This window comes from Cellulosimicrobium sp. Marseille-Q4280, from assembly GCF_943181405.1.
GTDB lineage: Bacteria > Actinomycetota > Actinomycetes > Actinomycetales > Cellulomonadaceae > Cellulosimicrobium.
The window spans coordinates 521465-541702 of record NZ_CALPBY010000003.1 but is presented as its reverse complement, the minus strand read 5'-3'; the positions used below and the strand labels follow the sequence as shown (position 1 = coordinate 541702).

At 73.0% G+C, this 20238-nt stretch carries 17 protein-coding genes and 2 tRNA genes; 9 read left to right on the top strand and 10 right to left on the bottom strand.

Translation table 11 applies throughout. From position 1 onward, the window contains the following. Positions 1-56: 56 nt before the first annotated feature. Both NFS20_RS10685 and NFS20_RS10680 read left to right on the top strand, forming a co-directional pair. Positions 57-992 (top strand): LysR family transcriptional regulator, encoded by a 936-nt coding sequence (locus tag NFS20_RS10685; protein WP_251151744.1) that lies wholly within the window; start codon positions 57-59, stop codon positions 990-992. Positions 993-1059: 67 nt separating this feature from the next. After that, entirely contained in the window at positions 1060-2037 is a 978-nt protein-coding gene (locus NFS20_RS10680) for an aldo/keto reductase (protein ID WP_251151743.1), read from the top strand. A gap of 40 nt (positions 2038-2077) precedes the next feature. On the opposite strand, the gene NFS20_RS10675 is transcribed toward NFS20_RS10680, so the two are convergent. Then, complete coding sequence (locus NFS20_RS10675) at positions 2078-2740, bottom strand: hypothetical protein (protein ID WP_251151742.1); 663 nt, start codon at positions 2738-2740, stop codon at positions 2078-2080. Continuing rightward, entirely contained in the window at positions 2737-3528 is a 792-nt protein-coding gene (locus NFS20_RS10670) for a class I SAM-dependent methyltransferase (protein WP_251151741.1), read from the bottom strand. The genes NFS20_RS10675 and NFS20_RS10670 overlap by 4 nt, the downstream gene beginning before the upstream one ends. Before the next feature lie 225 nt (positions 3529-3753). Between NFS20_RS10670 and NFS20_RS10665 the strand changes: the two genes are divergently transcribed. The 3 genes from NFS20_RS10665 (at position 3754) to NFS20_RS10655 (ending at position 4551) form a co-directional block, all read left to right on the top strand. Next, positions 3754-3825: transfer RNA gene (locus NFS20_RS10665), tRNA-Gln, on the top strand. Between the two features lie 99 nt (positions 3826-3924). After that, positions 3925-3997: transfer RNA gene (locus NFS20_RS10660), tRNA-Glu, on the top strand. 125 nt (positions 3998-4122) lie between these two features. Beyond that, positions 4123-4551, top strand: coding sequence for a phage holin family protein (locus NFS20_RS10655; RefSeq protein WP_251151740.1), 429 nt, complete (start codon positions 4123-4125; stop codon positions 4549-4551). A 72-nt stretch (positions 4552-4623) separates the two neighbouring features. On the opposite strand, the gene NFS20_RS10650 is transcribed toward NFS20_RS10655, so the two are convergent. The 3 genes from NFS20_RS10650 to NFS20_RS10640 all read right to left on the bottom strand — a co-directional run bounded on the left by NFS20_RS10650 (position 4624) and on the right by NFS20_RS10640 (position 6708). Beyond that, complete coding sequence (locus NFS20_RS10650) at positions 4624-5598, bottom strand: PH domain-containing protein (protein WP_251151739.1); 975 nt, start codon at positions 5596-5598, stop codon at positions 4624-4626. A 3-nt stretch (positions 5599-5601) separates the two neighbouring features. Then, on the bottom strand, positions 5602-5769 hold the full coding sequence (locus NFS20_RS10645) for a hypothetical protein (protein WP_251151738.1): 168 nt from the start codon (positions 5767-5769) through the stop codon (positions 5602-5604). 219 nt (positions 5770-5988) lie between these two features. Next, positions 5989-6708 (bottom strand): IclR family transcriptional regulator, encoded by a 720-nt coding sequence (locus NFS20_RS10640; RefSeq protein ID WP_251151737.1) that lies wholly within the window; start codon positions 6706-6708, stop codon positions 5989-5991. 162 nt (positions 6709-6870) lie between these two features. Between NFS20_RS10640 and leuC the strand changes: the two genes are divergently transcribed. The 3 genes from leuC (at position 6871) to NFS20_RS10625 (ending at position 10969) form a co-directional block, all read left to right on the top strand. After that, positions 6871-8352 (top strand): 3-isopropylmalate dehydratase large subunit, encoded by a 1482-nt coding sequence (leuC, locus tag NFS20_RS10635; RefSeq protein ID WP_251151889.1) that lies wholly within the window; start codon positions 6871-6873, stop codon positions 8350-8352. Between the two features lie 75 nt (positions 8353-8427). Then, positions 8428-9066: a 3-isopropylmalate dehydratase small subunit gene (leuD, locus tag NFS20_RS10630; protein WP_251151736.1), complete on the top strand. Its 639-nt coding sequence runs from the start codon at positions 8428-8430 to the stop codon at positions 9064-9066. A gap of 532 nt (positions 9067-9598) precedes the next feature. Further along, positions 9599-10969, top strand: coding sequence for an MFS transporter (locus tag NFS20_RS10625; RefSeq protein ID WP_251151735.1), 1371 nt, complete (start codon positions 9599-9601; stop codon positions 10967-10969). 381 nt (positions 10970-11350) lie between these two features. Here the strand turns inward: NFS20_RS10625 and NFS20_RS10620 are convergent, their stop codons facing one another. The 4 genes from NFS20_RS10620 to NFS20_RS10605 form a co-directional block, all read right to left on the bottom strand. Further along, positions 11351-12238 (bottom strand): LLM class flavin-dependent oxidoreductase, encoded by an 888-nt coding sequence (locus tag NFS20_RS10620; protein ID WP_251151734.1) that lies wholly within the window; start codon positions 12236-12238, stop codon positions 11351-11353. Positions 12239-12275: 37 nt separating this feature from the next. Beyond that, positions 12276-13583, bottom strand: a complete 1308-nt coding sequence (locus NFS20_RS10615) for a hemolysin family protein (RefSeq protein WP_251151733.1) — start codon at positions 13581-13583, stop codon at positions 12276-12278. A 38-nt stretch (positions 13584-13621) separates the two neighbouring features. Continuing rightward, entirely contained in the window at positions 13622-14614 is a 993-nt protein-coding gene (locus tag NFS20_RS10610) for a DUF808 domain-containing protein (protein WP_251151732.1), read from the bottom strand. 106 nt (positions 14615-14720) lie between these two features. Then, the gene (locus NFS20_RS10605; protein ID WP_251151731.1) at positions 14721-17348 is read right to left on the bottom strand and encodes a leucine--tRNA ligase; all 2628 of its coding nucleotides are present in this window, start codon (positions 17346-17348) and stop codon (positions 14721-14723) included. A 281-nt stretch (positions 17349-17629) separates the two neighbouring features. Between NFS20_RS10605 and lpdA the strand changes: the two genes are divergently transcribed. Then, positions 17630-19036, top strand: a complete 1407-nt coding sequence (lpdA, locus tag NFS20_RS10600; protein ID WP_251151730.1) for a dihydrolipoyl dehydrogenase — start codon at positions 17630-17632, stop codon at positions 19034-19036. Positions 19037-19180: 144 nt separating this feature from the next. Here the strand turns inward: lpdA and NFS20_RS10595 are convergent, their stop codons facing one another. Then, complete coding sequence (locus tag NFS20_RS10595; protein WP_251151729.1) at positions 19181-20221, bottom strand: NAD(P)-dependent alcohol dehydrogenase; 1041 nt, start codon at positions 20219-20221, stop codon at positions 19181-19183. Between the last annotated feature and the right edge of the window lie 17 nt (positions 20222-20238).

Sequence of the window (20238 nt, the reverse complement as noted above, 5' to 3'; positions counted from 1 at the left end):
CGCTCGCCGGCCTGCGCCGGAAGGCCGAGCTGGCTCGGCACCCATAGGGTGGACCTATGGCCTCGACGTCGCGCGACCACCGCACACCGCTCGGCGCGCTCGAGCTGCTCGTCGCGACGGACTCGCACGGGTCGATCAGTGCCGCCGCCCGTGCGCTGGGCGTCGCGCAGCCGACGGCGTCGGCCGGGCTGCGGGCGCTCGAGCGGAGGCTCGGGCTGGAGCTCCTCGAGCGCACGACGCGCGGTGCCCGTCTCACCGAGACCGGCCGCGCCACCGCGGCGTGGGCGCGCGAGGTGATCGACGCCTCCGACCGGTTCGAGACCTCCGTCGCGTCGCTGCGCGAGCAGCCCGCCGAACGGGTGCGGGTCGCGGCGAGCCTCACGGTCGCGGAGTACCTCGCGCCGCGGTGGCTCGCGCGTCTCGCCCTGACGGACGCGTCGGCGCGGTCGCCGCGGGACGCCCCGGACGTCGAGCTCGTCGTGCGCAACTCGACGGAGGTCACGAGCCTCGTGCTCGCGGGCGACGTCGAGCTCGGGTTCGTCGAGAGCGCGACCCTGCGCCGCGGTCTCCGCAGCCGCACCGTCGCGCACGACGAGCTCGTGGTCGTCGTCGGTCCCGGGCACCGCTGGGCGCGCCGGAGCGCGCTGCGCGTCGACGAGCTGCTCTCCGGCGGGCTCGTGGTGCGCGAGGGCGGTTCCGGGACCCGCGAGACCCTCGAGCGGGGTCTCGCCACCCTCGGCGAGCGCCTGCCCGACCACCTGCCGTACCTCGGGTCGACCGCAGCCCTCAAGACCGCGGTGCAGCACGGCGGCGCGGTCGCCGTGCTCTCGAGCCTCGCCGTGGCCGACGACGTCGCCCGGGGTGCGCTCGTCCGCCTCGCCGTCCCGGGGCTCGAGCTGGGACGGCGCCTGCGGATGGTCTGGAAGGACGGCACGGCGCTGTCGTCCGGCGCCCGGCGCATCGCCGCCGCGGCGAACGCCACGGCCGGCTGACGTCCCGGGCCGTGCACGGGTGACCCGTCCGCTTGCCGCGGGGACGGCGTCGTCGGAGAGTGTCCCGATGCGCACCCTGGACCTCGGTACCCACGTCCCCGCCTCCGTGATCGGCCTCGGCACGTGGCAGTTCGGCTCGCGCGAGTGGGGCTACGGCGACGACTTCGCCGACCGGCAGGCCGGGGAGATCGTCCGGCGTGCGCTCGACCTCGGCGTGACGTTCTTCGACAGTGCGGAGCTCTACGGGTTCGGGCGCAGCGAGCGGATACTCGGCGAGGCGCTCGGCGACCGTCGGGACGAGGTCGTCGTGGCCACCAAGATCTTCCCGCTGCTGCCGCTCGCGCCGGTCGTCGAGCAGCGTGCCGTCGCGTCCGCGGACCGGTTGGGCGTCCGCCGGATCGACCTGTACCAGGTGCACCAGGCGAACCCGGTGGTGCGCGACGGGACCACGATGCGCGGGATGGGCGCGCTGCAGCGCACGGGGCTCGTCGACCAGGTGGGTGTCTCGAACTACTCCCTCGACCGGTGGCAGGCCGCGGAGCGCGCCCTCGGGGGCGCGGTCGTCAGTAACCAGGTCGAGTACTCGCTCGTCCACCGGGCACCCGAGGAGGACCTCCTGCCGTGGGCGCGGGCCGAGGGTCGTGTCGTCGTGGCCTACAGCCCGCTCGGCCAGGGCGTGCTCTCGGGCCGGTACACCTCCGGCCACCGTCCGCAGGACGCCGTGCGTCGTGCCAACCCGGTGTTCGCGCCGGAGAACCTCGAACGCCTCGCGCCCTTGCTCGACACGCTGCGGCAGGTCGGCGAGGCGCACGACCTGTCCGCCTCGCAGGCCGCGCTGGCCTGGGTCGTGGCGCGGCCGAACGTGCTCGCGATCCCGGGTGCGTCGAGCGTCGAGCAGCTCGAGAAGAACGTCGAGGCCGCGTCGGTCCACCTCGCGGACGACGAGGTCGCGGCACTCGACGAGCGGTCCGCGACGTTCCGGCGGGTGTCGACCCTGGAGCGGGCGCGCGGTGCCGTGCGGCGTCGCGTCCGGCGCACCGCCTGAGCGCGACGGCCCGCCACCGCTCGTCGTTCCCCGGGGGTCGTCACCGCACCGTCGAGTCCCAGCGCCACCGCGTGCGTCGCGCACGCCCGGCCAGCTCGCCGCGACCCGTGGCCCACAGCAGGACCAGGTCCGGGTCCTCGCCGGCCTGCACGGTCACGTCCGGGAAGAGGCGCGCCAGGACGCGGGGCGCCACGCCCGCAGGAAAGGGGACGTCCTCGCCCGTGAGGCCGAGGAGGAGGTCGTGCCCGTGCACGAGGACCTCGACGACGCCCATCGCGGCGAAGCCCTCCGGGTCCGAGAGGCCGTACGGGTGGTAGGCGCGCGCGTCGCCGGGCCGGGTCTCGACGAGCGTCGCGAGCAGCTCGGCGCCACCGAGCAGCGCCTCGACGAGGCCAGCGGTGCCCGTCTCCCGGTCGACGTGCACGATCTCGTCCTCGCCGCGGGGCCCGACGAGGGGCACGTACGCCAGGCGGGGGAGCGCGGCGAGCTGCAGCGCGTACGCCACCAGGTCGTCGACCACGTGCTCCGCCGTCGTCCAGCACGACCAGCGCACCGGTCCGGCCTGCGCGTCGAACGCGGCGCCCTCGTGGCGCTCGAGTCGTCCCGTGAGCCAGGTCGCCGCCGTGCGGACGTCGTCGCCCGTGACCCGGGTGCCGGCCGGTCGGGGCGCCGCCTCGCCCGAACCGAAGGGTGCCGGCGTCACGCCGACCCCGGCAGCACGTCGGCGCGCCAGCACTCCGCGCGGTACGGGAGGTCGACCTCGGGTCGGCCGGCCAGGTCGGGGTGCGTCGCCACGAGGTCGTCGATCTCGGCGAGCAGCTCCTCACGGCGCGCGGTGGGCAGCGTGAGCAGGTAGCTGCGGGACGCCGCGAGGGCGCGGAGCGTCGTCGGGCGGATCGGGTCCGCCCACGCGAACGTCCGGTGCTCAGGAGGGGTGAACCGGGGACCGGGGACCGGCTCGGCGTAGCTGGGCTCGAGCGCGTCTCCGCGGTGGATGATCTCGGTGAAGCGCGCGACCCAGTCCGTGCCGCTGTCGCGCACGTTCCACACGATGCCCAGCCTGCCCCCGGGTCGCAGCACGCGGGCGATCTCGGGAGGGGCCGCGGGGGAGAACCAGTGCCAGGCCTGGGCCACGAGCACCGCGTCGACGCTCGCGTCGGGGAGCGGGATCGACTCGGCGGTCCCGCCGAGAGCACGGGCGCCCGGCGTGGTCCGGGCGAGCTCGGCCCGCATCGCCTCCGACGGCTCGACCGCGACGACGTCCAGTCCTCGCGCCACGAGCCTCTGCGTGAGCTTGCCGGTCCCGGCGGCCAGATCGAGGACCGTGCGGGCGCCGTCGGGCAGGAGCCAGTCGACGGCGGCGTCGGGGTAGGACGGTCGCGTCGACGCGTACTGCGCCGCGCCCTGCTCGAACGACGCGGCACGGTCGTGGCGCGAGGCGGGGTCCGGTGGCACGTCCCGCGCGCTCGTCCGGTGCGGTGGTCCGGTCATCCTCCGACGGTGCCAGACCTGCGGCGTCGGGGCGACCTGCGGGGGGCCCGCGCGGCGCCGGAGGTGCGCGGGTCTGGCGCGGGAACGCGCCGCGGGTGTCGCATTTGGTCCCCGTCCCCGAGTCCGGTAATGTTCTCGGCCGGTGAGACCTCCACGTGAGGGGCCGAGGGGACAGGTGTCAACCCGTCCGATCGGCCCGCTGATCACGCGGGGTGGATACCACCATGGGGTATGGTGTAATTGGCAGCACGAGTGGTTCTGGTCCACTTAGTCTAGGTTCGAGTCCTGGTACCCCAGCGATGAGCTCCGGCTCCTGGATCGGCGGTCAGAACCGCCCGAGACATGAGGTAGAGTTCTCTCCGGTGAAACGGTCCGGCAACGGATCGGGAACCACAGGCCCCCATCGTCTAGCGGCCTAGGACGTCGCCCTCTCACGGCGGTAACACGGGTTCAAATCCCGTTGGGGGTACATCGCGAAGGCCCGGTCACCACACGGTGACCGGGCCTTCGGCGTCTCCAGGAACGTCGGTCCGGCAGGCCGTCGGTCGCGCTGTCCGGCGCGCCGAGTGTGACGTGCGTCGCTATGCTCGCCGCATGGTCCGATTCCTCATCCGCGTGCTGATCCTCCTGGCCTCCGTCGCCCTCGGTCTGCTCGTGGCGAGCTGGGTCATCGACGGCGTCGTGCTCACCGCGACCGGGTTCATCGTGGCCGTGGCCGTGTTCACGATCGCCCAGGCCGTCCTCTCCCCGTTCATCGCCAAGATGACCGCGCGGTACGCGCCGGCCTTCCTCGGGGGGATCGGCCTCGTGTCGACCTTCGTCGCGCTGCTCATCGCCTCGGTCATCGGTGACGGGCTGCGCATCGAGGGAGGCGCGGTCCCGTGGATCCTGGCGACCCTCGTCGTGTGGCTCGTCACGGCGCTCGCCACGTTCCTCCTCCCGATGTTCTTCCTCAAGGAGAAGCTCGGCGACAAGGACCGCGGCGACGGCGCGGGCCCCGCAGCGCGCGCGGTCACCGGCTGACCGCCACCGGCGCCGCCCGACCCCTCGGCAGGACGTCCCGCCGCAGGCGGCCGTGGCGCACCGCAGGTGTGGTTACGGCGCCTCGGCGCGGCCCGGGCCCGGCTCGTAGGGCTTCGGCACGGGGGGCGACGTCGGCCGCGGGTGGATCACCGGGACGTACGTCGCCCGGTGCTCGCCCGACACGGCCCAGCCCGGCTCGTCCTCGTGGTCGTCACGGGGCCCGACGACGGGCAGCGGCTGGGTCGGTCCGCTCGACTTCCCGTGGATCTCGGTGACAGGGCGGGCGCTGCGGCCCGGCACGACCACGGCGTCGCCGACGTGAGGCGCCGGGGGCGTCGGCTGCGCCGGGGGCGGTGGGACAGGGCTCCGGCCGTCCCAGGCCGGTGCGGGGGGCACCGGGGGCGGCTCGGCGCCGCCCGGACGTGCCGTCCGCGAGGGATGGGCCGGGGGGACGGCGCCGCCGTCGACGGTGCGGGACGCCGAGGACCTGGGGGCCACGGTGACCGGCGCGGGGGCGCCCCCACCCGGCCGTCCGGCCATGCCGCCCGGGCCGAAGAGGGTGTCGCAGATCCGGCGGTACGTCGCCTCCGGCCGGGCGACCCAGTCGATCTGGCGCAACGCCTGGTCCTGACCGGCGGACTCCAGGAGGAACTGCCCGTACCCGAGCACCCGGCCGGTGAGCGAGCGGCCGTAGTTGAGGTCGGTCACCTTCGTGAGGGGCATCATCGCGACCTTGTGCGTGATCAGGCCGTAGAGGAGCAGGAGGCGCTTGTCGGTGGCGACGAACCACTCGTTGCGCCACTCGAGGAGCTTCCACGCGAGCCGCGCCACCAGCACGAGCCAGAGCAGCCAGAGGACCATCAGCCCGTCGCCCGCGGACGGTCCCGCCTGGACGAGGAGCCAGACGACCACGAGCAGGCCCGCCGCCGTCGTGGCGACGGGCTCGAGGAGCATGGCCCAGTGGTGACGTGTCGCGACCACGACCCGCTCGCCGGTCAGGACGTAGCGGTCGAGGATCCGGTTGCGAGGTCCGCCACGCCCGGCCACGGCTCAGTCCAGGAGCGAGCTGAAGAACTGGCCGATGCTGCGGAACGCGCCGACGATGACGTCCCAGATCCCCTCGAGGATGTCGGCGGCTCGTTCCGGGCTCGTGACGATCGCGTACAGCGCGAAGATCACCAGCGCCCAGATCAGGATCGCCTTCACCTTCGGATGCATCGGGGCTCCTCCGTGTCGAGGTCGGTCGGACTGCCAGACGGTGCGCCCCTGGTCGGGCCGCGTCGGACGGCCCGCACAGCATGACAGCAGACGGTGCCATTTTGACAGGGGGCGTCCCGTTTGCGTCCCGCGGCGCGCCGAGGCCCGTGCACTCCGGGTGCGGCTCGCCCGGGCCGTCGGGCGATCGGCATCCCGGGTGCACGGGCCTCCGGTGTGCGACTATTCGCCCGCGCGGCGGAGCACCTCGGTGAGCCGGTTGGCCGCCGCCGCGACCGAGCCCGAGTGGAGCCGGCCTGGCTGGCGGGTGAGCCGCTCGACCGGCCCGGAGATCGACACGGCCGCGACGACGCGGCCCGACGGCCCGCGCACGGGCGCCGAGACCGAGGCGACCCCGAGCTCGCGCTCGGAGACGGACTGGGCCCAGCCGCGGCGTCGGACACCGGAGAGGATCGTGGCGGTGAAGACGGCCTCGCGCAGACCGCGGTGGAGCCGGTCGGGCTCCTCCCACGCGAGGAGGATCTGGGCGGCGGAACCGGCGTTCATCGTGAGCGTCGCGCCCACGGGGATCGAGTCGCGCAGGCCGACCGGCCGCTCCGCGGCGGCGACGCAGATGCGGTGGTCGCCCTGGCGGCGGTAGAGCTGCGCGCTCTCGCCGGTGTGGTCGCGCAGGGCCGTGAGCACGGGGTTCGCAGCGGCGAGGAGGCGGTCCTCGCCGGCGGCCGTCGCGAGCTCGTTGAGTCGCGGCCCGAGGACGAACCGCCCCTGCATGTCGCGCGCGACCATGCGGTGGTGCTCGAGCGCGACGGCGAGGCGGTGCGCCGTTGGGCGGGCCAGGCCCGTGGCCGTGACGAGCTGCGCGAGGGTGGCCGGCCCGGACTCCAGGGCGCCCAGGACGGAGGCCGCCTTGTCCAGCACGCCGACTCCGCTAGTATTGTCCATAGGTCGATATTGACGTCTCATGGACTGAGATGCAAGTCCGCCGAGGATGTTCCAGCCGCTGGACGTTCTCCCCGGCCTGTCGCCGGACGACGGACCATCGACCCAGACGGTCCTCCGTGCCCCCGCGGAGACGCCGTGACAGACGACGAGGAGATGAGCAACATGGCCGGCACGCTGGCAGAGAAGGTCTGGGACGCGCACCTGGTGCGCCGCGGCACCGACGGGTCGCCCGACCTCCTCTACATCGACCTCCACCTCGTGCACGAGGTCACGAGCCCGCAGGCGTTCGAGGGTCTCCGTCTCGCCGGCCGCCCCGTCCGGCGCCCGGACCTCACCATCGCGACCGAGGACCACAACACCCCGACGCTCGACATCGACCTGCCGATCGCCGACCTCACGAGCCGCACGCAGATCGACACCCTGCGCGACAACGCGCGCGAGTTCGGCGTCCGCATCCACTCGCTCGGCGACGCGGACCAGGGCATCGTCCACCAGGTCGGGCCGCAGCTCGGCCTGACGATGCCGGGCCTGACGGTCGTGTGCGGCGACTCCCACACGTCCACGCACGGCGCGTTCGGCGCGCTCGCGTTCGGCATCGGCACGTCCGAGGTCGAGCACGTGCTCGCGACGCAGACGCTGCCGCTCGCACCGTTCAAGACGATGGCGATCAACGTCGACGGTGAGCTGCCGCCCGGCGCGACGAGCAAGGACATCATCCTCGCGATCATCGCGAAGATCGGGACCGGCGGCGGGCAGGGCTACGTGCTCGAGTACCGCGGCGAGGCCATCCGCACGCTCTCGATGGAGGCGCGGATGACGATCTGCAACATGTCCATCGAAGCCGGCGCCCGCGCCGGCATGATCGCACCCGACGACACGACGTTCGAGTACCTCAAGGGCCGTCCCCATGCGCCCGAGGGCGCCGACTGGGACGCGGCCGTCGAGTACTGGCGCACGCTGCGCTCCGACGACGACGCCGAGTTCGACACCGAGGTCTACCTCGAGGCCGCCGACCTCGAGCCGTTCGTCACGTGGGGGACTAACCCCGGCCAGGGCCTGCCGATCTCCGCGACGGTGCCCGTCCCCGAGCAGATCGCCGACGAGAACGAGCGCGTCGCCGCCGAGCGCGCCATCGAGTACATGGGCCTGACGCCCGGGCAGCCGCTGCGCGAGATCCCCGTCGACACCGTTTTCATCGGGTCGTGCACCAACGGCCGCATCGAGGACCTGCGCTCCGTCGCCAAGGTCGTGCAGGGCAAGCAGAAGGCCGACAGCGTGCGCGTGCTCGTCGTCCCGGCGTCTGCGCGGGTGCGCCTCCAGGCGGAGGCCGAGGGGCTCGACAAGATCTTCCTCGACTTCGGCGCCGAGTGGCGCAACGCCGGCTGCTCGATGTGCCTCGGCATGAACCCCGACCAGCTCACGCCGGGGGAGCGCGCCGCGTCCACGTCCAACCGCAACTTCGAGGGCCGTCAGGGCAAGGGCGGGCGCACGCACCTCGTCTCGCCGCTCGTCGCCGCCGCGACCGCGCTGCGCGGCACGCTGTCGTCGCTGTCCGACCTCGACCTCCCGGCCGACGTCGACATCACGTCCTTCGACGGCACGCCGCTCGCGCCGCTCGACCCGCGCGTCCTCGTGCAGGTCTGACGCCAGGTCCGAGTCGCCGACCCCGTCGGCCTCCGCCGCTCGCCGTTCCCCCGAAGCCCCGAAGAAGGTCCCGTCATGGAGAAGTTCACGACCCACACCGGCGTCGGCGTCCCGCTGCGCCGCAGCAACGTCGACACCGACCAGATCATCCCCGCCGTCTACCTCAAGCGCGTCACCCGCACGGGCTTCGAGGACGCGCTGTTCGCGGCGTGGCGCGGCGACCCCGCGTTCATCCTCAACCAGGACGCCTACAGGACCGGCTCGGTGCTCGTCGCCGGCCCCGACTTCGGCACCGGCTCGTCCCGTGAGCACGCCGTGTGGGCGCTCAAGGACTACGGCTTCCGCGTCGTCCTCGCGTCCCGCTTCGCCGACATCTTCCGCGGCAACTCCGGCAAGCAGGGCCTCGTCGCCGGGATCGTCGCGCAGGAGGACATCGAGCTCCTCTGGAAGATCCTCGAGACCAACCCCGGCACCGAGGTGACCGTCGACCTCGTCGCACGCACCGCGTCCGCGCAGGACGTCACCGTGCGGTTCCAGATCGACGACTACACGCGCTGGCGCCTCATGGAGGGTCTCGACGACATCGGTCTGACGCTCCAGCACGAGGGGGAGATCTCCGCGTTCGAGGCGACGCGTGCGTCGTGGCGGCCGAAGACGCTGCCGGCGAAGACGCTGCCGAAGGTCGAGATCGAGGCGGCTCGGCCCGTCGGCTGAGGTTCTCACGCACTGGGGGCGGGTCCTGCGGAGGTGACGACGGGGTCGACCATCCGCGGGGCTCGTCCCTCGCCCCGCTCCCGCTAGGCCCACCACGACCCGTCCTCACCTCCGCAGGACCCGCGCGTCGGGCGTCGCCGACACCGTGCTCGCCGCGGCGTCGGGTCCGACGGCGTTCCGGAGGGCGGTCGTCCGTCTGGCCGAGGGCTCTGCCCGGTGCGGCAGGGGACGACGACCGCGTTCCGTGGCTCGGAGGTTGCGCGGACAGGGGACCCGCCCCCCGGAGGCACCCGTGCCCGATGCTAGTGTTCGCTGCATGTCAGCCGCTTCGTGCTCGGCCGCTTGCGCGGCAGTGACCAGGACGTCCCGCTAGCGGCGGGACGTCCAGCTCGACAGCACCATCCACCTGGAACGTCCGGCCGCTTCGTGGTCCATCCGAAGCGGCTCTTCTCGTGCTGCTCGGAAACTCTGAGCGACGGAGCAATCGATGTTTCCAGGCACTTCTCCTTACCGGCGGCAACAGTCCCGCCCCGTGCGCGCACGGCTGGTGCTGTGCGCGATGTCCATGCTGCAGTTCTTCATCGCGGTCGACGTGACCGTGGTCAACATCGCCCTTCCCTCGATCGGCGCAGAGTTCGGCGTCGACGGCCACTCGCTGACGTGGGTCGTGGTCGGCTACACCGTCACGGGCGGCGGACTGCTGATGCTCGGCGGCCGGCTCGGTGACCTGTTCGGTCGCCGCCGCACGCTGCTGGCTGGCACGGCCCTGTTCGGCACAGCGTCCCTGCTGGCGGGCCTGGCTCCCTCGTTCCCGGTCCTGGTCGCCGCGCGTCTGCTCCAGGGTGCGGGCGAGGCTGTCGCGCTGCCCGCGGCGATGGCCACCATCGTGCTGCTCTTCCCCGAAGGTCCTCGCCGATCGCAAGCCCTGAGCGTGTGGGCCGCGGTAGCCAGCTGCGGTCTGGTGCTCGGGTTCGCCCTCTCGGGGATCATCACTGCTCACCTGGGCTGGCGATGGATCTTCCTGATCTCCGTGCCGTTCATCCTGGTCGTGATCGTGGCCGTGCTCCTCCTGGTCCCGAACGACCGGTCGGCTCCCCGTGAGCCGGTCCGCCTGGACCTGCCGGGCGCGCTCCTGCTGACCATGTGCCCGCTGCTGCTCGTCTACGGCGTCGTCGAGGCGGGCGAGCCAGGGACGAGCCCGTGGGTGAGTCTGGTGGCACTGGTCGGGGCAGCGGTGACCGCGGTCGGGTTCGTGCGTGTCGAGGCGAGGTCGCCGAACCCGCTGGTCCCGCTGACCTTCTTCGCAGACCGGACCCGGATACGGGCGAACCTGACCACGATGCTGCTCAGCGGCGCGCTGTCGACCTCGTTCCTGCTGTTCACCTTCTACCTGCAGGACAGGCTCGAGATGGGTCCGCTGGGAGCCGGTCTCACGATGCTGCCCCTGGCCGCGGCGCTGATCGCCGCCTCGGTGCTCGTGCCCCGGCTGCTGGGACGCTGGGGCGCACGCGCATGCGTGCTGGTAGGCCTCGCGGCTGCTGCAGGCGCGACGGCGGTGGTCGCGCTCGTGGCCGTCGTGGGTGGCGGAGCAGCGTGGCTGCTCCCGGCGATGCTGCTGATCGCAGCAGGCATGGGCTTCGGACTCGTGGGTCTGCAGTACATCGCGGTCAGCGGGACCACCGACGAGGACGCCGGGATCGCCTCCGGCGTCCAGCGAGCAGCCGACCAGCTCGGAGGAGCGGCCGGCGTGGCGGTCTACGTCGGCCTCGGGTTCGCCTCGGCCCTGCACTCCGGCGACCCGTTCCTAGTCGCCGCGGCCCTTGCCGTCGCTGGCCTGGTCGTCGGTGCCGTAGTCATCAGTCGATCTCCGGCCACCACGGTGGCGCAGCACCAGGCCGCATGACAGTCCGCGCCGCCACGCCGCTGGGTGTTCGACGGCGGCGTGGCGGCCCCGCTGCCCGGTCGCACTCCTGATCGGGTCCACGGGCCGCCTCGTCCTGGGAGGCACCTCTCAGCGGCACGACCGCGAGTCCAGGTCGGCCCCCCGATGCGCGCCCGGCGCGACGAGTGGATCCGCGCAGGCTCTCCGCGCAGATCCACTGCTCGGCGCTGGAGACTGAGGGCCAGGCCGTCGGCCTCGCCCTGCACGATCTCGTGGTCGCCGATGCGTCGTCAAGCACCGTGCTGAGGGGGACAGCACGGGCCGCAGCCCGGTCGACCGCGAAGGCCCGGACTCGGAGGTCGCCGCTCGTGCACAACGGCGGCGTTCCGCAGGATGACCGGGTCAGGGTCGCGGCGGGCCCTGGTCGATCGCGTCGAGGAGGGACCGCGGGGTCGCGGTCTCCGGGTTCCAGCGCGACTCGACCCACCAGGTCGCGCCGGCGTCGGCGAGGCCGGCGAGCTGGTCCTGCGCCGCGGAGCGGTCTGCGGGGAGCTCGCCCTGGAGGACGACGTCGAACGGGCGATCGGCGAGGCCCAGCTCGGTCCGGCGCGCGGTGAGCCACGTGACGAGGGCGGCGACGTCGTCGGGCGTCGGGACGTCGAAGCCGCGATCGCCGCTGAGCTGGACGACGATGCCGTCGTGGCGCAGGGTGCGGTCGAGCGAGCGTAGCGGCGGGCGCTCGGCGTCCCACACTCCGACGGGCCAGACGGGGACGTGATGCCCGACGACCGGACGCTCGACCGGGCGCGGGAGGAAGTGCATCTCGCTCGTCTCGAGTCGCGTGCCGGAGAACGCGAACGGCTCGCCGGTCCAGGCGCGGTCGAGGAAGGCGAGGGCGTCGTCGAGCTGTGCGGCCCGGTCGCGCAGCGCTCGCGGCTCGCCGGGGACGGCCGAGAAGCCGCCGTCGTCGAGCACTCCTACGCCCACGGGCAGGACGAGGCGCCCGCCCGACAGGTGGTCGACGGTGACGGACTGCCGCACGACCTCCCACGGCTTGCGGCGGGGGAGCGCGAAGACCATCGCGCCCAGCGTGATCCGGTCCGTCCGGACGGCGGCCGCGGCGAGCACGGCCCACGGGTCGTAGGTGTCGACCTCCATGATGCTCATGCCGTCCCACGAGAAGAAGCCGTCCCAGCCGTGCTCCTCGGCCGCGACCGCCATGTCGACCACCTCGGTCACGGAGCCGAAGCTCCCGACGATCCCGACCTTGATCTCCGTCGATGCGCCCATGGGCTGGACGCTACGACCCACCACCGACACCCAGCACTCACGTGAGGTCGGAGACGTCGAGGCGGACGATCCGCCGGCGCGACACGTCCGTCACGGTGAGCCGGTGCCCCGCGACGTCGACGTGGTCGCCCACCACCGCCAGGCGGCCGAGCTCGGCCACCACGAACCCGGCGACGGTCTCGTACGGCCCGTCGGGCAGCGCGATACCGGTGCGACGCGCGAGCTCCTCGATGGTCTGGCCGCCGTCGACGCTCGTCGCTGCGCCGTCCTCGCGCGCCGGCGGGGTGTCATCCGGGTCGTACTCGTCGCGGATGTCGCCGACGAGCTCCTCGACGAGGTCCTCGAGGGTGACGATGCCGTCGGTGCCGCCGTACTCGTCCACGACGACGGCGATGTGCACGCCCTCGCTCCGCATGCGCGACATCGCAGGCAGCACGGTGTTCGTCGCGGGCAGCTCGAGGATCGGCCGCACGACGTCGCGCACGAGCACGGGGCGACCGGTCGCCGGGTCCGTCTCCGGGTGGTCGGGGCAGTCGCGCCCGAGCAGGTCGCGCACGTGGAGGAACCCGACGACGTCGTCGAAGTCCTCGCCCGTCACGGGGTACCGCGAGAACGGCCCGGCCGCGACGGTGCGGGCGGCGTCGGCGAGCGTCTCGTCGCCGGACAGGAACGCGACGTCGCCGCGGGGCGTCATCGCCTCGGCGAGCGACCGGTCCCCGGCGGCGAACACGTCGTCGAGGATGCGGCGCTCGTCCTCCGGCAGCGCCTCGTGCGCGAGGACGAGCTCGCGGAGCTCCTCCTCGCTCATCTCCTCGCCGCGCGCCGACGGGTTGCCACCGAGGAGCCGCACGACGGCGTCCGTCGACCGCGACAGGAGCCAGATCACGGGACGCATGAGCGTCGCGAACCGGTCGAGCGGGGGCGCGACGGCGAGCGCGACCGATGCCGAGCGCTGCAGCGCGATGCGCTTGGGCACGAGCTCGCCGAGCACGAGCGAGAGGTAGGCGACGAGCAGCGTGAGCAGGACGAGCGAGAGGGTCGACGCGAGCGACTCGGGCAGCCCGAGCCCTTCGAGGACCGGCGCGAGGTCCGGGGCGAGCGTCGACGCGCCGTAGGCGGCCGAGAAGAACCCCGCGACGGTCACGCCGATCTGGACGGCGGCGAGGAAGCGGTTGGGGTCGCGCGCGACCTCCGCGACGCGTGCCCCGCGGGCCGACTGCTTCTCGAGCTGCGCGACCTGGCTCTCGCGCAGCGACACGAGCGCGATCTCGGTGCCGGCGAACACGCCGCCGACGAGGACGAAGAGCAGCACGAGAGCGATGTTGGTCCAGGTGCCGGAGTCCATCGCCCCATCCAATCAGGAGGGGCGGCGTCGACGCCGGGTCAGGCGTCCGACGGCTCGGTGGGCGCAGGGGAGGAGGGCGTCTGCCCGTGGTCCGCCGGCTCGCCGTGCTTGCGGCGGGGGATCAGGTGCACGACCAGGACGACGAGCCCCCCGACGAGAACGCCCACCACGGCGGAGCACGCCGTGTTGACGAGCCAGGCGAGGAAGCCACCGATGCCTGCCACGTCCTCGACGGCGTGCTCGAGGTGGTGCACCACGTCGTAGGGGCCGTGCCAGCCGAGGTCGTACGTGCCCTGGAGGAGGATGTGCCCGCCGACCCAGAGCATCGCGATGATCCCGACGAACGAGATGACGGCCATGACCTTGGGCATCGCCCCCACGAGGCCACGGCCGAACGACTGCACCCAGCCCGTCCTGCGGCCCACGAGGTGGAGCCCGATGTCGTCCATCTTCACGATGAGCGCGACGATGCCGTACACCACGGCGGTGATGAGGAGCGCCACGATGACGAGGATGATCAGGCGCGACCAGAAGCCCTCGGACGCGATCTCGTTGAGCGCGATCACCATGATCTCGGCGCTGAGGATGAAGTCCGTGCGGACGGCGCTGGACACGACGGTGTCCTCGTCGACGGCCTTCTTCTCCGCCGCGCTCTCGACCTCCGCGTGGTGCTTCCCGGAGACCAGCTCCCACACCTTCTCGGCGCCCTCGAACGCGAGGTACAGGCCACCGACCATGAGCAGGGGGGTGAGCAGGAACTCGAGGAACTCGCTCAGCAGAAGGATCGCCGGGAGGATGAACAACAGCTTGTTGCGCAGCGAGCCGGTGGCGATGCGCTTGATGACCGGCAGCTCGCGCTTCGCGGCGAGTCCCTCGACATAGCGCGGTGTCACGGCGGTGTCGTCGATGACGACGCCCGTCGCCTTCGCGCTCGCGCGTCCCGCGGCCGCGGCGACGTCGTCCACCGACGCCGCGGCGAGCTTGGCGAACGCCGCGATGTCGTCGAGGAGGGCAGCGAGTCCGACAGCCATGAGGTCTCCGTACGCGGGCCCGAGGTGCCGCGGGCGGGTCCGCTGAGTCGTGTCGGGACGCGGCCGCAGCATCGTATCCGTCGCACACGACCTCGCGCGTCGGCGGTCACCCGCGCGCGGGGCGGGTCACGACGTTGACGAGGTGCGGCGGGCGCACGACGACGCGCACCACCTCGCGACCGTCGGTCGCCCGGGAGACGCCCGGCGTCGCGAGCGCGCGGTCGCGCAGCGTCGCCTCGTCGACGTCGGCCGCTACCGTCAGCCGTCCGCGCACCTTCCCGTCGACCTGCACGACGGCCTCCACGGTGTCGTCGACGAGCAGGGCGGGGTCGACGTCCGGCCACGCGGCCTCCGCGACCGACGGCGCGTGCCCGAGCCGTTCCCACGCCTCCTCGGCGGTGTACGGGGCGAACAGGCCGAGCAGCACGGCGACGACCTCGGCGCCCTCGCGGACGGCGGCGTGGTGCGCACCGGCGTCCTCGTCCGACGCCGGGCCGTCCGTCACCGCCCGGCGCGCCGCCGAGACGAGCTCCATGACCCGGGCCACGACCACGTTGAACCGCGACCGCTCGAGGAGGTCCTCGGCGTCGTGCACCGTCCGGTGCGTGACGCGCCGCAGGGCGTGCGCACGCGTACCGCGCAGCGCCACGGGCGGGTCGGCGCGGCCCGTGCCGCCCGGCGCGTCCGTGACCGCCCCGCCCGCGACCGTCCCCGTCGCGTTCCCGGAGGCGACCGCGTCGACGAGCCGCAGCACCCGCTCGCAGAACCGGCGCATCGCGGCCGGGTCGACGTCCGCCCAGTCCACGTCGTCCTCGGGCGGACCCGCGAAGACCATCGCGAGCCGCACCGCGTCGACGCCCCACCGGTCGACCTGTGCGCCGAGCTCGACGCCGTTGCCCAACGACTTGCTCATCGCGCGGCCGCCGTTGAGCACCTGCCCCTGGTTGAGCAGCGTCGCGAACGGCTCGACGACGTCGACCCAGCCCAGGTCGTGCAGCACCTTCGTGACGAACCGGCTGTACAGCAGGTGCAGGATCGCGTGCTCGACGCCGCCCACGTACCGCGCGGCGGGCATCCACCGGCGGGCGTCCTCGGGTCGGAACGGCAGGTCGTCGGGAGCGCCCGAGCCGTCGGCCGCCGTGCCGAGCGAGCAGTACCGCAGGAAGTACCAGGACGAGTCGACGAACGTGTCGAGCGTGTCGGGGTCGCGCTCGGCGTCCGCCCCGCAGCGCGGGCACGGGACGCGGCGCCACGCGTCGGCGGCGGGGGAGGCGAGCGGCGAGCGGCCGCGGGGGAGCAGGTCGTCGCCGGCGAGGTCGGGCAGGCGCACGGGCAGTTCGTCGTCGGGCACAGGGACGACTCCGCACGCCCCGCAGTGCACGACGGGCACCGGCGCACCCCAGTAGCGCTGCCGGGACACCAGCCAGTCGCGCAGCCGGTACGACGTCGCGCGCTCGCCCGCGCCGACCGCCTCCAGTCGGGAGACGGCGTCGTCGACCGTCGGCCACGTCTCGCCCGAGCCCGTCGGCAGGCCGTGGGCGGCCGCGAACCGCGCGTCGCGCTCGTCGTGCGCGGGCACGCCCATGACGGCGCCCGTGCCATAGCCGGGGAGGACGTGGTCGGCCGCCCAGACCGGCAGGTCGGCGCCCGTGACGGGGTGGCGGACGTGCGCGCCGAGGAACACGCCGGAGGCGGCGCGGTCGGCGCGAGTCCGGGCGATCTCGCCCGCGGCGAGCGCGGCGGCGCGGTACGACGCCAGCTCGTCGGCGCGGTCCGGGCTGCACAGCGCGGTCGCGAGCGGGCTCTCGGGCGCCACCGCGAGGAACGTGACGCCAGGCAGCGTGTCGGGCCGCGTCGTGAACGCCTCGACCACGGCAGGGCGCTCACCCGTCGCGTCCCGCGCGGCCGCGCCCGACTCGGTCGCTGCCTCGCCCGCTCGGTCGGATGGCGGCCGGGTCCGGGTGGGGCGAGCGCCGCCGTCGGGCACGACGGCGAACCGGATGCGCGCGCCCTCGCTGCGCCCGATCCAGTGGCGCTGCATCGCCAGCACACGCTCGGGCCAGGCGCCCTCGAGCGCCGACATGTCGTCGAGCAGCCGGTCCGCGTGGGCCGTGACGCGGACGAACCACTGCGTGAGCTCGCGCTGCACGACGTCCGCGCCGCACCGCTCGCACCGGCCGCCGACGACCTGCTCGTTGGCGAGCACGGTCCGGTCCGTCGGGCACCAGTTGACGGGCGCCGTCGCGCGGTACGCGAGGTCGTTCTCCAGCAGGCGCAGGAACAGCCACTGCGTCCAGCGGGAGTACTCCGGCCGGTGCGTCTCGAGGCGTCGCGACCAGTCGAACGAGACGCCGTACCGGCGCGCGGTCGCGGCCTGCGTCGCGATGTTGGCCTCGGTGAACACGGCAGGGTTCTCGCCGCGGCGGATCGCCGCGTTCTCTGCGGGAAGGCCGAAGGAGTCCCAGCCGATGGGGTTGAGCACATCGAACCCGCGCAGGCGCCAGTACCGCGCGACGACGTCCTCCAGCGCGAACACCTCCGCGTGACCCATGTGCAGGTCGCCGGAGGGGTAGGGGAACATCGTCAGCAGGTAGCGGCGGGGTCGGCTGCCGTCGTCGCGGGCACGGAACGTGCCGTGCTCGTCCCAGAACCGCTGCCAGCGGTCCTCGGTCGCGGCGGTCGACGAGCGCGTGGTGGGAGGCGAGTCAGGGGGTGAAGGGTGTGCGGCGTCCACGGTGAGGCTCCTCGAGAAGGTGGGCTTCGTCGTCGGGCACTCGCCGTGCTCACCCGGGGACCGTCACCGGGACGCGCAGGCACCGCCGCGCTGAGCGTGCCCGCCCGGCGGGCTCAGCGCGGCCCGGGAAGGAGGAGCCGCAGGTGTCGCATCCCGGACATCGTCGCCCCGACGGAACGGCGGGGTCAACCCTGTGACGCGCCGTGCAGGGCCGCGAGGTGTGGCGGACGTCGCCCGCGACGGCGGTCCGCGGCCCGCCGAGCGCCAGTAGGCTTGGCGCCATGGCATCCCACTACGACGTCGTCGTCCTCGGTGCAGGTCCCGGTGGTTACGTGGCCGCGATCCGTGCAGCCCAGCTGGGTCTGCAGGTCGCGGTCGTGGAGGAGAAGTACTGGGGAGGGGTGTGCCTCAACGTGGGCTGCATCCCCTCCAAGGCGCTCCTGCGCAACGCCGAGCTCGCGCACCTCTTCACGCACGACGCGAAGACCTTCGGCATGTCCGGTGACGTGACCTTCGACTTCGGCGCGGCGTTCGACCGCTCGCGCCAGGTGGCCGAGGGACGCGTCAAGGGCGTGCACTTCCTCATGAAGAAGAACAAGATCACCGAGTACGACGGCCGCGGCACGTTCCGCGACGCGCACACGCTCGACGTGAAGCTCGCCGACGGCTCGACCGACCAGGTGACGTTCGACAACGTGATCATCGCGACGGGCTCGAAGGTCCGCCTGCTGCCGGGCGTCGAGCTGTCCGAGAACGTCGTCACGTACGAGAAGCAGATCCTCACGCGCGACCTGCCGAAGTCGATCGCCATCGTCGGCGCCGGCGCCATCGGCATGGAGTTCGGCTACGTCCTCAAGAACTACGGCGTGGACGTCACGATCATCGAGTTCCTCGACCGCGCGCTGCCGAACGAGGACGCGGACGTCTCCAAGGAGATCGCCAAGCAGTACAAGAAGCTCGGCGTGAAGCTGCTGACGTCGACGGCGGTCCAGACGGTCACCGACAACGGGACCGACGGCGTCAAGGTCACGTTCAAGGGCGTCAAGGACGACAAGCCGGGCGAGCTCGTCGTCGACAAGGTGCTCATGGCCGTCGGGTTCGCCCCGAACGTCGAGGGCTTCGGCCTCGAGAACACCGGCGTGCAGCTCACCGAGCGCGGCGCCATCGCGATCGACGACGTCATGCGCACGAACGTCGAGAACATCTACGCGATCGGCGACGTCACCGCGAAGCTCATGCTCGCGCACGTCGCGGAGGCGCAGGGCGTCGTCGCGTCTGAGACCATCGCCGGCGCGGAGACCCTCACGCTCGGCGACTACCGCATGATGCCGCGCGCGACGTTCTGCCAGCCGCAGGTCGCGAGCTTCGGCCTCACCGAGCAGCAGGCGCGCGACGAGGGGTACAAGGTCAAGGTCGCGACGTTCCCCTTCATGGCGAACGGCAAGGCCCACGGCCTCGGTGACCCGGTCGGCTTCGTCAAGCTCATCTCCGACGAGACCTACGGCGAGCTGCTCGGCGGGCACCTCATCGGCCCGGACGTCTCCGAGATGCTGCCCGAGCTCACGCTCGCGCAGAAGTGGGACCTCACGGTCAACGAGCTGTCGCGCAACGTGCACACGCACCCGACGCTGTCCGAGGCCGTCCAGGAGTCGATCCACGGCCTCGCGGGGCACATGATCAACTTCTGACCGAGGGGACACGTCGGTCGGGCGACATCGCCCGCGGAGGCCCGGAGCGCGGAACGCCGCGCCCCGGGCCTCGTCCGTGTCCTCCCGCCCTGCCCGCCGCGGGATCAGCCGCGACCGGCGGGGTGGGGACGGCGGGATCGACCGCTACAGCGTCGCGGTGTCGATGACGAACCGGTAGCGCACGTCGCTGGAGAGCACGCGCTCGTAGGCGTCGTTGATCTGCTCGGCAGCGATGAGCTCGGTCTCCGGGGCGATGCCGTGCTCGGCGCAGAAGTCGAGCATCTCCTGGGTCTCGGCGATGGAGCCGATCCCGGACCCGGCGAACGACCGGCGGTTGCCGAACAGCGTGAACACGGTGACGGGCAGCGGCTCGGGGGGAGCGCCGACGTTGACCATCGTGCCGTCGAGCCGGAGCAGCCGCAGGTAGCGGTCGAGCTCGAGAGGCGCGCTGACGGTGTTGAGGACGAGGTCGAACCGGTTGGCGAGGGCCTCGAACGTGGCGTCGTCCTCGGTCGCGAAGTAGTCGGTCGCGCCGAAGGCCAGGCCGTCGTCCTTCTTCGCCAGCGTGCGCGAGAGCACGGTGACCTCGGCGCCCATCGCCGCGGCGATCTTCACGGCCACGTGGCCGAGGCCGCCCATGCCGACGACGGCGACCCGCTTGCCGGGGCCCGCGTTCCAGTGCGCGAGCGGCGAGTAGGTGGTGATGCCCGCGCACAGCAGCGGGGCGGCGGCCTCGTAGGGGATGGCGTCGGGGACGCGGAGGACGAAGTCCTCGTCGACGACGACGTGGGTCGAGTAGCCGCCCTGGGTGATGGTGCCGTCGACGTCGCGGCCGGCGTAGGTCTGGATGTTGCCCTCGAGGCAGTAGTTCTCCATGCCGGCGCGGCAGTTCTCGCACTCGCGGCACGAGTTGACCATGCAGCCGACGCCTACCCGGTCGCCCACGGCGTGCCGGGTCACGTCGGGGCCGACCTCGACGACCTCGCCGACGATCTCGTGGCCGACGACCTGCGGGTAGGCGATCCGGCCCCAGTCGCCCCGCACGGTGTGGATGTCGCTGTGGCAGATGCCGGCGTAGCGGATGGCGATGAGGACGTCCTTCGGGCCGACGTCGCGACGTTCGATGGTCGTGGGGACCAGGGGCTCGGTCGCGGACGGGGCGGCGTAGGCGTTGACGGTGCGCAAAGAGTTCTCCTTCGTCG